The sequence below is a fragment of the Streptomyces sp. NPDC050625 genome (assembly GCF_040654755.1).
GTDB lineage: Bacteria > Actinomycetota > Actinomycetes > Streptomycetales > Streptomycetaceae > Streptomyces.
Map to the genome: position 1 here is coordinate 25,315 of NZ_JBFAIQ010000031.1, position 13,383 is coordinate 38,697.

Genomic DNA, 13,383 nt, shown 5'->3' on the forward strand with positions numbered 1-13,383 from the left:
CCGTCTTTGAGCCCTCTTTTTGGCATGCAAGCATCAAGCGCAGCTTCTGGGCTTGGCGTTTAACCGCTTTTGATTGTCACAAGGGTGAGCGGTCCGCACGGCTCCTGGTGCGGGAGACTGTGCACGTGACCGTTCCCAACCCGCTTGCTACTGCCGAAGAGATACACGCTTACCTTGTTGACCAGCTCAATCTCGCGCTCCGCCGGCCTGGAATGTTTGGGGGCGAACTGGCTCTTCGGATCCTGCTTGATCACCTGCTGTTCATTGAACGTCAACCCGATGCGTACGCTCAGCAACAACGAGACTGGGAAGACCGCGGGCTCTGGTCTGCTGTCGGTGTGACGGGGGCCTTCCGAGACTTGATCCCTGGGCATGACTACGAATACGGCATGGCGTCGGTGTACGCGGAGTTCGCACAGCACCGCGGTTGGCTCAAACCGGACGGTGTTCTTGCGGAGGAGGCCTACGACGCTCTCAAGGGTCGCGTCCGGCAGTGGGCTGGGGCGGACCGCACGTGGGCGGACGTGACGGCGGAGTTCGGTGCCCCCTCCGTGCTGTTCGGAGGAAGCAATCCCCTGTACGGGAAGACGCTCGGCTACCTCAGCAAGGATCCGAAGCAGCCGATGGTGGTCTTCCACCTGTGGAACGGCAGCGCACCAGGGGCCGACTCTTGGCCCCCCGAATACGAGCAACCGCTTCTTCTCGCGGTGCGCTTCGGCGAAGGTCCGTTCCGTCGATCCTTCACGTTCACCCCGGAGGGGGAGCGAAGGAAACCAACGCCCGCTGAGCCATGCCTGCCTCAGTAGTCAGTCCGGACTTGAACGAGGGAACGCATCCTCGTTACCCACATGGGGATGCGTCGGACGGTGGGACGACCTTCGCATGATCCTGAACTCTGCGACGAGGTACAGGAATCGGTGCGAAGCCGTGGTGATGAGCATCCTGCAGCAGGCGTCCGGCGTGATCCGTTCGTGGAACTGTCAAGCTTCCCAACGTTGTTCTGCGGGCCATGGTGAGCCCTTCGCACTCGCCATGGCCGCACACAGCTGCCTGACCGTCCTGTGGGCCCGGGCACTGGATGCAGGGAAAGCACAATCGGATCCTCCCAGCTCATCCCCTCAGCCTCGCCGAGATCAGGCGCCTGATCACTCGCCTCACCGACCGCCGGCCCGTGCCCGTCGACCACATCCTGCGCTGGTCAGCATGGCGTCGATGACGCCAGTACCAGGTCCGCTCACGCTGTCGCATCCGTGACAGCGGCGGTAAGGCGCGCGGCCCCCACGGCATCTCCACCAGCTCCTACACCGACCGCGCCCCACCATCGCCTCGATCGTGCCGCGCTCGCCAGCCGCGTGACGGCCGCCTGGTTCACAGGCGCGTGGCCACCGTGCGCGCCAGATCCGTGAGCGGCTTGTCGTTCTCCGCCGCCGGGTTGCCCCGTACGAGACGGATCGAGACCCACTCCTCGGACACCCGCAAGAAGACCGATCCGTCCTCCAGATACGCCTCGTCGCCGACGTCGTCGAGTGGCTTCAGGTTGTGACCGAGCTGTCGCTCGGCATCGTAGTAATTCTTCCCCGTCTCTCCGGCGAAGATCTCCACCTGGGCCGTCGGTCCGCTCTCGGGTGCGACATAAGTGCAGGTCCCGTCGACGGATTTCCCTGGCTTGACCGGTGTGCCGGCGAGCTGTTCGGCCTCCTGCTGGGTCACCAGCGCGCATGGGTCCCCCACCGCGGTGGAAGTCGGCGTCGGCGACGGCGCTTCCGAGCCCTGTCCGGTCGGCGTCGACGTGACCGCAGTGGTCGGGCTCGGCTTGTCCTGCGCGTCCGCGTCCGAATCCTGGCAGCCCTGGAGCGCCGGGATCAGCAGCGCCGCCAGCGCCACCCCCACCACATGCAACGGACGGCCGCGGCCGCGGCTACGGGATCTGGTGCAGGTACGGCTGTGTGTCATCGGTTCTGTCCCCCCCCTGGCTCCTGGCTCTCTACGGGGCGGGATACCCGGCCAGGCGAACCTACAGACGTACCGCACCCACCATTCGGTTTCGGCGATGCTGAAGCAGCGCACCGCACGAACAATCCCGTGATCATCTCCGGACCCCACCAACGTGACAGTGCCGTGACCGGAGCTGACGTCAAGGGGGCCAAGACCGTCTGGTCGCCAACTCGGACCGCTTTCGCGTTCGACGTGGTCGTGCCGGACATGCCCCGGTCAGTAACAGCACGACTTTCGTGTACCGCCAGAACGAGTCCGGCCAGCCATGGCAGAGCACCAGCGGCAGCGCGGTCCCGGCCGACGCCGCGGCCCGCGCGTGCACGAAGGGGATCCCGAGACCGCCGATGCGCGCGCGGAACCGGGGCAGACGCGCGAGCTCCACCTCCCGGGCCGGCCAGTGACCTCAAGTTCGGTGTGCACGAAATGAGGCTTGGCCACACTGACGCGCGGCAGGTGCCCGTGTACGCAGAACTCACCACCGGTCGGATGGTGCAAAGTTCACGGATGCCGTCCTTCCTGCTCGAATCGCTCAATGATTTGCGTAGGCAGAACGCACTCCGTGCCACGCCGTAGGCGCTGTGCCTGCTCTACCACGGCAGTACACGAGGTTGTAGTTGAGGTGCAGGAAATCCCGGTGAGATTGATCTTGCCTCGATTCCCCTGCCCCACAGGGGCGGCTGGTGGTGCTCCCCCGTGTTACCGGTGGTGTGGTGGCAGGGGCGGGATGGTGGCGATGCCGGGCACGGTCTCGGGCCAGATGAGCAGGACGGGGCAAGGGGCGTGGTCGACGATGAAGCGGCTGGCGGGGCCGAGGCTGCGGGGGCCGAGGTGGGTGCGGTCGCCGTCGCGGGCGAGGATGAGCAGGTCGGCGCCTTCGGCGGCGGCGACGACTTCCCGCTCGACGCGCCCGGTGCGCTCCTGCCGGGTGCAGGGGCGGCCCAGGCGCTGCGCGGCGTCGGCGAGGAGCTGCTCGGCGGAGGCGGCGGCCAGATGTTCCAGCCGTGTGCCGGGGTCGCGTTCGGGGTGGCCGCGGCCGAGCAGCCCGGCGAACGCGCCGTGCGCCGCGCCCGGGACGTCGGCGGGGGTGACGTGGAGCAGGACGACGTCCGTGATCTCTCGCGTGTGGGTGCGCGCGGCGTCCACGCAGGCGGGCCATGTGCCCTCGACGATCCAGACCACCACGGCCATGGGCTTCAGCCTCCTCGGAGCGCGGTCAGTGAGACCCACAGTGCCAGCACCGCGGCGCCCAGGCTCGCCGGTACGGCATACAGGCCGAGCCGGGTGAACTCCTTCAGCTCCACCTCGGCGTTGTGGGCGTGCACGATGCGCCGCCACAGCAGGGTGGCCAGCGATCCGGCGTAGGTCAGGTTCGGGCCGATGTTCACCCCGAGCAGCACCGCCAGGACCGCGCCCGGCCCCGACGGTACGGTGAGCGGAAGCAGCACCAGCACCGCGGGCAGGTTGTTGATCACGTTCGCCAGCACGGCGGCCAGCGCCGCGATGCCCAGCAGCGCGGCAAGGCCGGTGCCGTCGGGGATCAGGTGGCCCAGGGCGGTATCGAGGCCGTTGTCGACGACGGCCCGGACCACGATGCCCAGGGCCAGGACGAAGGCGAGGAACGGCACCGCGCCGGCGCGCAGGATGGCGGCGGGGGTGGTGCGGCGCTGGGCCAGGGCGCGGACCGCGAGCACGGCGGCGCCCGCGAACGCCGCCCAGGCGGGATTGATCCCGACCGCGGAGGTGACCACGAAGCCTGCCAGCGTGCACGCCACGGTGGCCAGGGCGAACACCGGCACCTCGCGTGGCTGGGCGGTGGCCGGGGCCGTGGCGCCGGCGTCCAGGTCCGTGGCGAAGAACCGGCGGAACACGACGTACTCGACCCCGATGGCCACGAGCCAGGGCAGGGTCATCAGGGCGGCGAACCGGGTGAAGCTCAGCCCGCTGGCCGCGAACGCCAGCAGGTTGGTCAGGTTGGATACCGGCAGCAGCAGTGACGCGGTGTTCGACAGGTGGGTACAGGCGTACACGTGCGGCCGGGACCGGGCCCCTAGGCGGGCGGCGGTGGCGAACACCACCGGGGTCAGCAGCACGATGGTGGCGTCCAGGCTGAGCACCGCGGTGATCAACGAGGCGAGGGCGAACACCTGCACCAGCAGGCGTCGGGGCCGCCCGGCCGCGGTTCGGGCCATCCACGCCCCGCACGCGTGGAACAGGCCCTCGTCGTCGCACAGTTGGGCCAGCACCAGCACGGCCGCCAGGAAGCCGATCACCGGACCCAGCCGGGCGGCCTCGGCGGCCGCGTGGTCCAGCGAGATGGCCCTGGTGGCGATGACGACACCGGCGGCCGGGACGGCAACGACGGCCTCCGGCCAGCCGAACGGGCGGATGACCGCGCACGCCAGCACGACCACAAGAAGAACGGCGGAGAGAGCCTCCGCCCACGCAGTACTCACCACGCTATCCTCTCCGACCCCGGCAGCTGCCGGTGCTTTACCTGTATTCAGCTTCTGGTCACGCCGTGCGCTTCAGCTCCACCGCAACCGCCGCACCGTCCAGTTGTCCCGCCACAGTGCTGTCCTGTCGTGCCGCTCGCTCGGCACAGGCCCGGCACAGCGCCAAGGCACGGAGATGCATCAGGACTCCGGTGGCTGGTTCGTCGCACCCACGGTCATCGACAACGTCACCCCCGCCATGGCGGTGGCCCGCGAGGAGATCTTCGGCCCGGTCGTGGCGGTGCTGCCGTTCGACACCGACGAAGAAGCCCTCGGCATCGCCAACGACACCGACTACGGACTCGCGGCAACCGTCTGGTCCCGCGACATCGACCAGGCCCTCAAGCCGGCCCGTGGCGTCCGGGCCGGCACGGTCGCCGTCAACGGATACAGCGAAGGCGACATCGGCACCCCCTTCGGCGGCTACACGGCGGCTACAAGACCTCCGGATTCGGCGGCCGCGACAACGGCCTCGAAGCCTTCGAGCAGTACACCCAGCTCAAGACCATCTGGATCACGCTGCACTGACAACCGCGCCTCCCCGGCGGTGCCCCAGCGCGGCCACAAGGATGCGTGCCCGGAACCCCCGACTCCGGGCACGCATCCCTGCCGTCAGACAGCCATCGAACACGAACCTGCTGAGGATGAGATACGTGTCCGTGGCTCCGGCTCTCCCTCACGCACATACGCGACCTGATCTACGAGGTCGGCGACGGCAGCACCGAGTTGCCCGTGGCACGTCCAGCCGGCCCCTTGGCCGAAAGCGGCCGGGGACTGCTGATGATGAAGGTGCTCTCCAACGCCTGCGGAGCCCGTGTCACGCCGACCAGGAAGGTGGTGTGGTTTCGTACCCGTATCGCGTCCGGCTCGACGGCAGCCAGGGACAGGTTCAGTGTCCCGCGACCGGCGCAGGGCAGTATTCGGTCGCATAGGTGAAGCCGCGCTTGCGCTACCACGACCGTGTCGTCAGTAGCGTGACTGCGCCTGTCCGGATCACCTGTGGTTGACATTCGCAGTGATCAGGCGGAGCAGTTCCTTGGCTGTGGCGTGCTGATGGGGCGTGAGGCCCATGGCGTCACCAATGGCGAGGGGGACGGTGCGGGCCTTTTCTCGCAGATCTGCGCCGGCGTCGGTGAGGCGGATAGCAACGGAGCGTTCATCGTCTGAACGACGTTCGCGGATGATCAGGCCGCTGGCCTCAAGGCGCTTGAGCAGAGGCGAGAGGGTGCTGGATTCCAGCTGGAGAGCGCTGCCCAAGTCCCGTACGGATACGGCGTCCTGCTCCCACAGGACGAGCATGACCAGATATTGCGGGTAGGTCAGGCCGAGTACGTCAAGCAGCGGCCGGTAGCAAGCGGTGACCGCCCGGGAGGCCGCGTAGAGGACGAAGCAGAGCTGGTCCTCCAGCAGAAGTGAGCCCTGGCCTGCATGGTTGCGGGCTACGTGATCCATGGGCTGATCCTTGCCTCAGCGTGGTCGATGGAAACGGCCCTGACACTCTACCATTTCCATCGTGTGCGATCATGTATAGCACGATCTAGTTGTACACAACTTGATACACCACCCACGCCTTCGCCACCGCCGTCGTCCGAGCATGTCGACTTCTTCGAAGCTGTCGTCACTGTCCTACGACCCAACCTGCCAGTGTGGCGTGTGCTGCAACCTCACCCACGAGCCCGGCCCCGTCCGGTGAGGTAACCGGCAGCCAGTGGGGAAACTCGCGGCCACAAAGTGCCGGATAATCCGCCGCCTACAGGGAGGAGGCACTGGCCGCCGTCAAACTCGCCATCCCGGCCGACCTGTTCCTCACCCACCTCATCGTTTCCTCGGATCGCCGAGACCCTGCACATCCTGCGCCTGGCCGACGAGCGCGGCTACCGAAGGCAGATCAAGGTGCAGGCCAACCTCCAAGAGGGCCGGCACGCGCTTGCCCGGAAGATCTTCCACGGCCGCTCAGGGCAGCTGTATCAGCGTTACCAGGACGGCATGGAGGACCAGATCGGTGCCCTCGGCTTCTTCCTCAACGCCCTGGTCCTCTTCAACACCCGGTACATGGACGCCTCTGTCGCACGGCTTCGTGCCGACGGCCACGAGGTCCGTGACGAGGACGTCGTCCGCCTCTCCCCCGTTCGTGCCGTACCACGTCAACACGCTGGGCCGGTACTCCTTCCAGTTCCCCGACCTTTCCGGCGGCCTGCGGCCCCTGCGGGGCTAGAACGCCGCCGACGACGAGTGGGCGCCGACGGAGGTGTGCCGGGCTGCCACAGTCGGCAAGGCTGCGGTCGGCCGAGGTGCTTTCGGCGGTACGAGGGCTTCAGTTCCCTTCTCCCGATCCGTGAACCGTGCTGCCGGTCGGGGTGAGGCAGCGGCGCACGAGTGCGAGAGCGCGTTCCGTGACCGTGTCGAGGGGTGTGCCGTGTTCGACGGCGGCGAGGGCCGTGTGCAGCATTCCGGCGATCAGGTCGGCCGTGAGCGCGGGCTCGGGAGCACCGAGCTGCCGGACGGCGGCGCGGAACGGTTCGACCTGTTCCAAGTGGAGTTCCGTCAGCCGTTGTTGGCAGGCGGGATGAAGGCCGGCGTTCATGAGGGCGGCGGCGGGCCGGTGTGCGCCTTCGGCACCGAGGCGGAGACTTTCCCTGAAGAACGCCTCGACGCGTTCCAACGGGCCGTTTGCGGTGGCCAGGGCGCGGGCGAGCGCCTCGTTGGAGCGCCGGAAGGCTTCCTCCGTGATCGTACCCAAGAGGGCCGCAGAGGAGTCGAAGTACTGGTACACGCTGGAGCGGGCCAGGCCCGCGCGGGCGCCGACCGCCGCCGGCGTGACGGCGGCGGCGCCCTCGTTGACCAGGATGTCGATCGCTGCCTCGATCAGCGCCTCGCGTTGCTGGGCGCGGTGCTCGGCGACGGTGGAGGCGTTGATCTTCGGCATACGGGGCGGACTCCTGGGTGGCGGACGGGGCCGGGAGTGAGGTTCCGGTCTGCGGCGCCGGTCAGGACAGGCGGCCGTCGACCATCTCGTACACCCGGTCGGCAGCATCCATTATCGCCGTGTCGTGAGTGACCATGACCGTGGCCGTTCCGCGTTCATGGGTCTGCTCGGCGATCAGTCGTACCGCCTCGGCGGAGCGGACCCGGTCCAGCGCCGAGGTGGGTTCGTCCACGAGCAGGACGGCGGGGGAGGTCATCAGGGCCCGGGCCAGGCCCGCGCGCTGGCGCTCACCTCCGGACAGCTGGTGCGGTCGGGAGGCGGTGCGGTGGGTGAGTCCGACCGCCTCGATGAGTTCGGCGGCCCGGGCGCGGGCCGCGGCGTCGAGGCGTCCGTCGATGTGCAGGGGCAGCAGGAGCTGTTCCAGGACGGTGAGGGAGGCCAGCAGGTTCGACTGCTGGAAGACGAAGCCGATGTGGCGACGCCGAGTCGCGGTGCGCTGCTTGTCCGACAGGGCGGTCAGCTCGGTGCCGGCGATCCGAACGGTGCCGGAGGTGGGGCGCTGGAGGCCGCCGGCGACGGCGAGGAGGCTGGACTTGCCGGACCCGGAGGGGCCGACGACGGCGACGAACTCGCCGGGGGCGACGCACAGGCTGACGTGGTCGAGGGCGGTGACGGCGGCGTCGCCGTCCCCCAGGGTGAGGGTGACGTCGTCCAGTCGCAGTCCGTCGGAGCCCGCGGCGTCCGGGGCGTCCTGGTGGTCGGTGACGGATGTGGTCATCGGGTGGCTCCCAGAGCGGTCAGGGGGTCGACGGCGGTGATGCGGCGGACGGCGACGACGGCGCCCACGGTCCCGAGGGCGACGAGGAGGCCGGAGGAGGTGGCGATGGCCGGGGCGGAGAGGGAGAAGGGGGCCTTGCCGATCATCGCGCTCCCCAGGGCCAGGCCGACCGCGGTGCCGACGACCGTGGCGCCGACGAGCACGGCGACGACCTGGGCGAGCGCGTCGCGCAAGATGTATCCGGTGGGGGCGCCGAGCGCCTTCAGCAGGGCGATCTCGGCCTTGCGCTGTACCGTCCAGACGGTGAAGAACGCGCCGACGACCAGGGCGGAGATGGCGTACAGGAAACCCTTGATCAGGGCCATGGTGCTCGACTCGGCCGCGTAGCCGGGGGACGCGTCGAAGGTGGTCTCCTTGGTCTCGGCACGGGTGGCGGTCGCCTTCTCCACGGCGGCGATGTCGGCGCCCGGCTTCAGGGTCAGGGCGACGGCTGTGGCCTGCCGGCGTGCGGCCTCTGGCAGGTCCCCCGGCAGGCCGTAGTGCAGGTGCCGCCAGGTGTCGAGGTCGGCGTAGACGACGCCGATGTGGCCGTAGGAGACGGTCTCGTCGACCAGGCCCACGACCTTCAGCCGCACCTCGCTCCTGTCCGCGGTCAGGACATCCCCGACCCGCACGCCCAGATCGGCGATCTCCCGAGTGATCACGATGCCCGCACCGCCCTCTTTCAGGCCCTCACCCTCGCTGGGGATCGGGGCCAGGGAGGAGTCCGGTGCCATGCCGAAGACGGCGAGGTTGACCTGCTCGCCCTTCTTGGCGCCCTGGGTGACCTGGGCGTTGGTCAGGGTGTTCCCGAACGGCTCCGCGCGCTCCACCCCCGGGGCCTTGGACCACGCCTGCCAGTCCGCCTCCTCCACGGTCGAGCGGGAGAACTGTTCGCTGGTCGCCTTCTCGTCGAAGGCCATATGGGTCACGGGCAGCGCGCGCAGACCGGATATACCGGCATCCGCCAGACCGGAGGCGAGTCCGGACAGCAGGACGCCGAGCACGGCGATGAGCGCGACCACCGCGCCCATCAGGGCGAAGCGACCGCGGGCGAAGCGCAGATCGCGTAGGGCGAGGAACACGGAACTCTCCGAGCGATGAAGGTGATGAGGGCACGCCGACTGAGCACGTCAGCTCTTTACTTAAAGTTGACGACTCAAGTGTCGGCATCCTATCGGATGTTACCGACACGCCTGTCGGCACGTTGTGGGCGAGATGGAGCGGGCAGTCAAGGCGCACTGCATCGCGTCCGCGGGCGCCTGACCGATCCGGAGCGTGCAGCTGCGCTCGCCCGCCGCATGGCTCCCGACCGGGAGACCTCAACGCCCCTCGCCGCGGCGTTCACCGCGTACGACCTGGACGGGCGGACCAAGCTCTTCGTCGAGGACGCGGTCAGCGACATGATCGGCGTCGCCCATGGCGCGGGCCTGCCCGTACGAGAGCCTGGCGAACCCGGTGTCCGGGCAGACGTCGCGCGGGCTGACGACCTTGCCGGGGCCGGGCTTGCGGTGGGTGACGAACACCGGTCCGCGGGTGCGGCCACGCAGCAGCCGCGGCAGGAGCCGGGCGGTGCCGGCGTCCCAGTACACGGTCTCCAGCACGTAGTCCTCGCGGACCCGGCCCCGGCGGCGGGCCTTGGTCCGGGCACCCTTCGCCTTCACCGGGCAGCGGCGCCCGGCGAAGTCCGGCTCCTCGATGTTCACGCCCAGGATCTTCTCCGCCCGCCCCGACGTCTCGTACAGCATCCGCCACAGCCTGCTCCGGCAGGTGAACCTCGCGCCGGGCGATCAACCGAGCCAGGACAGCGCCGCTCCGCGGTGGGCGTTCCAGGTGTTCGTCGCCGAGCGGCCTCGCAGCAGCTCCAGCGCCTCGCCGATCTCGGCGTTTTCCACTGAGGCGAGCGACCGGGCCTCGCCGAGGCGCTCGGTGGTCTTCCCGACGGCGATCCCGTAGTTCCGGATGGCGTTCGGGTTGCCGAGCGAGTCGAGGAGCAGGTCGTCCGCCGTCCGGGCGGTCAACGCCTTCCCGGTCGGCAACTGGACGAGCGTGGGCACCGTTTTCACCTTGCCGCGGACAACAGGGCCGCTTCGCTCAGCGCCCAGAGAACGTCACCGCAGGTGGCGGATCAAGTTACTGCAGATATTGGGGTGTTATCCGTGGAACAAGTCCAGAGTTTCCGCTCCGATGTTCCTCAACCCCCGATCAGCAACGGTTCCGCGCCAGACGAAGCCCCACGCCATTGACACACCCTCTTCCTCGGCCATACGTTCAGAAGTAGATAGGAAACTTTCCTAACAATAGACGGCAAGGGGGGCCGAACGCTGACGGCCGCGCAGCCGGAACCCGATGCTTGGAGGCTCCCAGCATGACCGCCAACAGTCCGACTCACTCAGCCGCTGGAAGCGGTACCCCGGCGCCCGGCCAGGTCATGGCTGCGGAGATGGCGGAGCAGCCCGCGGTGCTTCAACGGATCCTCGACCAGGGGGCTCCGGCGATTCACGAGGTCGCGACCGCTATCGCGGCCCGACGCCCGCGGTTCTTCCTGCTCACCGCACGGGGCACCTCGGACCATGCCGCGCTGTACGCGAAGTATCTGATCGAGGTGCTGCTCGGCAAGCCCGCTGGGTTGACGTCGATGTCCACGACGACGGCGTACGGGGCCGAACCCGACCTCGCGGGCTGCCTGGCGATCATGGTCAGCCAGTCCGGCGGATCACCCGATCTGGTGGCGTCCACCGAGGCCGCTCGCAAGGCGGGCGCGATCACACTGGCCGTCACGAACAACGCCAAGTCACCGCTCGCGGAGGTGTCCGAGTACCACCTGGACGTGCTGGCGGGACCGGAGAAGGCGCTGCCCGCGACGAAGACCCCGCATGTCGCTTCGCCACCGTGAGTGTGTCCGGCTGGCGGAGACGCTCGCCACAGTGACACCGCATTCGTGTGGTCTCTACCCTCCGAGGCATGCGCGTGCTGGTGGTGGAGGACGATCAGGAGCTCGGTCGCGTCGTGGCATCACGGCTGCGGTCGACCGGGTTCGCCGTGGATCTCGCGGACCGGCTGGCGGACGCTGATGTCAAGCTGGCCGTCAGCAATTACGACTGCCTGGTGGTGGACCGGGGACTCCCCGACGGCGACGGGCTGGCTCTGGTGCGGAGCCTGCGAAGGTCCGGAAGACGGGTTCCCGTGCTGATGCTCACGGCGATGGGCGAAGTGGTGGAGCGTGTGGCGGGGTTCGACGAGGGCGCGGACGACTACATGGTCAAGCCCTTCGCCTTCGCGGAGCTGGCCGCGCGGGTCGGCGCACTGTGCCGCCGTGCCGAACCACCGCGCCCGCCTGTCGTCGAGGTCGGTGACCTGGAAGTGGACATGGCCCGGCGCCGGGTACGCCGCGCGGGGGTGCTGCTGACGCTCACCGCCAAGGAGTTCGCGGTTCTCGAACTGCTCGTGGCCCGGGCCGGGCAGGTGGTCCCCCGTGCCGACCTGATCGATTGCTGCTGGGACGAGATGGCGGAGCCGATGTCGAACGTGGTGGACGTGGTGGTCTCGCAACTGCGCCGCAAGCTCGGTGCACCCGCGGTGATCGGCACCGTGCGGGGTGTGGGATTCGTGATAGACGGCACCCCGTGATCCGGCGGCGGAAAACGAGCGGCCGGGGCAGCGGTTCGGCAGGAGGCACCGGCAGGCCCGCGGTGGCGCGCCTGCGGCGGTTGAGGTGGATGCTGACGGCGTTGTTCACGCTCACGACCGCCCTGTGCCTCGCCGCTCTAGCAGCTGTCGCAGTGCAGATCGATGCGCGGTCGCGCGGCCAGGCCCTCGACGGAAATCTCGACCGGCGGGCCACGGGCCTGGCCCGCGCGGTCTACTACGACCAGGGCGTACTGCACTTGGAGCCACTGCACGAGGACGAACTGGCCCAGGGACCGGCTGCTGTTGCCGTAGTGGAATGGGACACCTCCGGCCGTGCGCAGCAGCGTTTCTCCCACCGCTCCGCCCTCCTGCCGAAACTGGCTGGGCTGAGCGTCGCCGGCAGCCGGGCCCGGCATGACCAGGAAACCGTCGTCGAAAACGCCACGGCCGCCGATGGCCGGCCGGTCCGGCTTGCCGCAGCACCTGTGTGGGACGACGACCGTGTCGGCGCGGTCGTCCTGGCCGCCGGAGACCCAGCGGCGGAGAAACGCGATCACGAACGCCTGGAGCGGTGGCTGTTCCTGGGCGGACTGGGCCTCGTGCTTGCGGCGGGCGGAGCCGGCCATCTCCTGTCGGGCCGCAGCATGCGTCCCGCGCTGCGCGCACTGGACCAGCAGGAACAGTTCCTGTCCGAGGCAGCGCACGAGCTGCGTACCCCGCTGGCCACGCTCAGGCTGGTCATGGAGAGCGGTGCGCGGTCACGAGAGGAGGCTCCTGCGGCGCTGGGCGACGCGACGCGGCTGGTCGACCAGATGGGGCGGCTGGTCGCAGGCCTGCTGACGCGTGCGCGGGTACAGATCGGCACGCAGGAGGTCGAGCGGACAGCGCTCCGTCTCGACCAGGTGGTCGAGACGGTGGTCGACGAACTGCCCACCTCCGCTGCTGTGTTGAGAGTGCGCACTGAGCCCACCATCGTGTACGGCGACCCCGAGCTGCTGGCTCAGGCGGTGCGCAATCTGATCGACAACGCCCTCAAGCACGGAGTCGCTCCAAAGGAGCGGGCGGCCCGGATCGATGTGTCGGTCGCCGACGGCAGGGTCGTCGTCCGGGACCACGGTCCGGGAGTTCCCACGTCCGGGCGCGAGCGGGTCTTCGACCGGCGGACGACCGGACCGAGAGGGGGTACGGGCATCGGGCTGGCGATCGTGCGGTGGGTGGCCGACCTGCACGGCGGCACGGCACGCATCAGCGAAGCGAGCGGCGGTGGAGCCGTTGCCGAACTGGTCGTCCCACTGGAACCGACTGTTGGGGCCCCGTTGAGCGGTGGACGCATTGATAGTGAGTCTGCTTGATCCGGAGGAAGCGAGAACACGGCCGATGTGCCGGGCGGGAACGATACGGGCGTGATCGCAGCTTCCTGCGCTGTCGTCCGGCACCAGGTTCGTCCCTGCGTCACCTGCCTGGTCCCGGATCGACTCCTCCCCTGTTCTGCGCGTTCGCCTTCGTCGGATGACGCCAGTCGG

The 13,383-nt window shown here is 68.9% G+C and carries 12 protein-coding genes and 3 pseudogenes; 6 read left to right on the plus strand and 9 right to left on the minus strand.

All coding sequences use genetic code 11. From position 1 onward, the window contains the following. Positions 1–125 precede the first annotated feature (125 nt). A complete protein-coding gene (locus AB0I54_RS39575) occupies positions 126–806 on the plus strand; it encodes a hypothetical protein (protein WP_363301159.1) in 681 nt (226 codons plus the stop codon). A gap of 562 nt (positions 807–1,368) precedes the next feature. On the opposite strand, the gene AB0I54_RS39580 is transcribed toward AB0I54_RS39575, so the two are convergent. The 4 genes from AB0I54_RS39580 to AB0I54_RS39595 all read right to left on the minus strand — a co-directional run bounded on the left by AB0I54_RS39580 (position 1,369) and on the right by AB0I54_RS39595 (position 4,448). After that, on the minus strand, positions 1,369–1,890 hold the full coding sequence (locus AB0I54_RS39580) for a DUF3558 family protein (protein WP_363301160.1): 522 nt from the start codon (positions 1,888–1,890) through the stop codon (positions 1,369–1,371). Positions 1,891–2,134: 244 nt separating this feature from the next. Further along, positions 2,135–2,377, minus strand: coding sequence for an epoxide hydrolase N-terminal domain-containing protein (locus AB0I54_RS39585; protein WP_363301161.1), 243 nt, complete (start codon positions 2,375–2,377; stop codon positions 2,135–2,137). Between the two features lie 314 nt (positions 2,378–2,691). Then, positions 2,692–3,183 carry a universal stress protein gene (locus tag AB0I54_RS39590; protein ID WP_363301162.1) on the minus strand — a complete coding sequence of 164 codons (492 nt, stop codon included), beginning with the start codon at positions 3,181–3,183 and terminating at the stop codon, positions 2,692–2,694. 5 nt (positions 3,184–3,188) lie between these two features. Continuing rightward, the gene (locus AB0I54_RS39595) at positions 3,189–4,448 is read right to left on the minus strand and encodes an SLC13 family permease (protein WP_363301163.1); all 1,260 of its coding nucleotides are present in this window, start codon (positions 4,446–4,448) and stop codon (positions 3,189–3,191) included. A 175-nt stretch (positions 4,449–4,623) separates the two neighbouring features. Between AB0I54_RS39595 and AB0I54_RS39600 the strand changes: the two genes are divergently transcribed. Continuing rightward, positions 4,624–5,184 (plus strand): aldehyde dehydrogenase family protein, encoded by a 561-nt coding sequence (locus AB0I54_RS39600; protein ID WP_363301164.1) that lies wholly within the window; start codon positions 4,624–4,626, stop codon positions 5,182–5,184. 296 nt (positions 5,185–5,480) lie between these two features. Here the strand turns inward: AB0I54_RS39600 and AB0I54_RS39605 are convergent, their stop codons facing one another. Beyond that, positions 5,481–5,939: a MarR family transcriptional regulator gene (locus AB0I54_RS39605; protein WP_363301165.1), complete on the minus strand. Its 459-nt coding sequence runs from the start codon at positions 5,937–5,939 to the stop codon at positions 5,481–5,483. Between the two features lie 375 nt (positions 5,940–6,314). Here AB0I54_RS39605 and AB0I54_RS39610 point away from each other — a divergent pair. Next, positions 6,315–6,702: pseudogene (locus AB0I54_RS39610) on the plus strand (Tn3 family transposase); the annotation flags it as partial. A 99-nt stretch (positions 6,703–6,801) separates the two neighbouring features. Here the strand turns inward: AB0I54_RS39610 and AB0I54_RS39615 are convergent. The 4 genes and pseudogenes from AB0I54_RS39615 to AB0I54_RS39630 form a co-directional block, all read right to left on the minus strand. After that, complete coding sequence (locus AB0I54_RS39615; RefSeq protein ID WP_363301166.1) at positions 6,802–7,413, minus strand: TetR/AcrR family transcriptional regulator; 612 nt, start codon at positions 7,411–7,413, stop codon at positions 6,802–6,804. A gap of 61 nt (positions 7,414–7,474) precedes the next feature. Further along, positions 7,475–8,191 (minus strand): ABC transporter ATP-binding protein, encoded by a 717-nt coding sequence (locus AB0I54_RS39620; protein ID WP_363301167.1) that lies wholly within the window; start codon positions 8,189–8,191, stop codon positions 7,475–7,477. Continuing rightward, a complete protein-coding gene (locus AB0I54_RS39625) occupies positions 8,188–9,315 on the minus strand; it encodes an FtsX-like permease family protein (protein ID WP_363301168.1) in 1,128 nt (375 codons plus the stop codon). The genes AB0I54_RS39620 and AB0I54_RS39625 overlap by 4 nt, the downstream gene beginning before the upstream one ends. A 327-nt stretch (positions 9,316–9,642) precedes the next feature. Then, a pseudogene (locus AB0I54_RS39630) lies at positions 9,643–10,287 on the minus strand (site-specific integrase); the annotation flags it as partial. Between the two features lie 311 nt (positions 10,288–10,598). Between AB0I54_RS39630 and AB0I54_RS39635 the strand changes: the two are divergent. From AB0I54_RS39635 to AB0I54_RS39645, 3 genes and pseudogenes are all read left to right on the plus strand, one after another. Further along, positions 10,599–11,102, plus strand: a pseudogene (locus AB0I54_RS39635) (SIS domain-containing protein); the annotation flags it as partial. A 92-nt stretch (positions 11,103–11,194) separates the two neighbouring features. Next, on the plus strand, positions 11,195–11,860 hold the full coding sequence (locus tag AB0I54_RS39640; protein WP_363301169.1) for a response regulator transcription factor: 666 nt from the start codon (positions 11,195–11,197) through the stop codon (positions 11,858–11,860). A gap of 101 nt (positions 11,861–11,961) precedes the next feature. Continuing rightward, on the plus strand, positions 11,962–13,212 hold the full coding sequence (locus tag AB0I54_RS39645) for a HAMP domain-containing sensor histidine kinase (protein WP_363301170.1): 1,251 nt from the start codon (positions 11,962–11,964) through the stop codon (positions 13,210–13,212). Positions 13,213–13,383 lie beyond the last annotated feature (171 nt).

Bases quoted from the DNA above. Each gene is read 5' to 3' on its own strand.
- AB0I54_RS39590 (WP_363301162.1), bottom strand. From the start codon at position 3,183: ATGGCCGTGGTGGTCTGGATCGTCGAGGGCACATGGCCCGCCTGCGTG.
- AB0I54_RS39600 (WP_363301164.1), top strand. From the start codon at position 4,624: ATGCATCAGGACTCCGGTGGCTGGTTCGTCGCACCCACGGTCATCGAC.
- AB0I54_RS39605 (WP_363301165.1), bottom strand. From the start codon at position 5,939: ATGGATCACGTAGCCCGCAACCATGCAGGCCAGGGCTCACTTCTGCTG.
- AB0I54_RS39615 (WP_363301166.1), bottom strand. From the start codon at position 7,413: ATGCCGAAGATCAACGCCTCCACCGTCGCCGAGCACCGCGCCCAGCAA.
- AB0I54_RS39620 (WP_363301167.1), bottom strand. From the start codon at position 8,191: ATGACCACATCCGTCACCGACCACCAGGACGCCCCGGACGCCGCGGGC.
- AB0I54_RS39640 (WP_363301169.1), top strand. From the start codon at position 11,195: ATGCGCGTGCTGGTGGTGGAGGACGATCAGGAGCTCGGTCGCGTCGTG.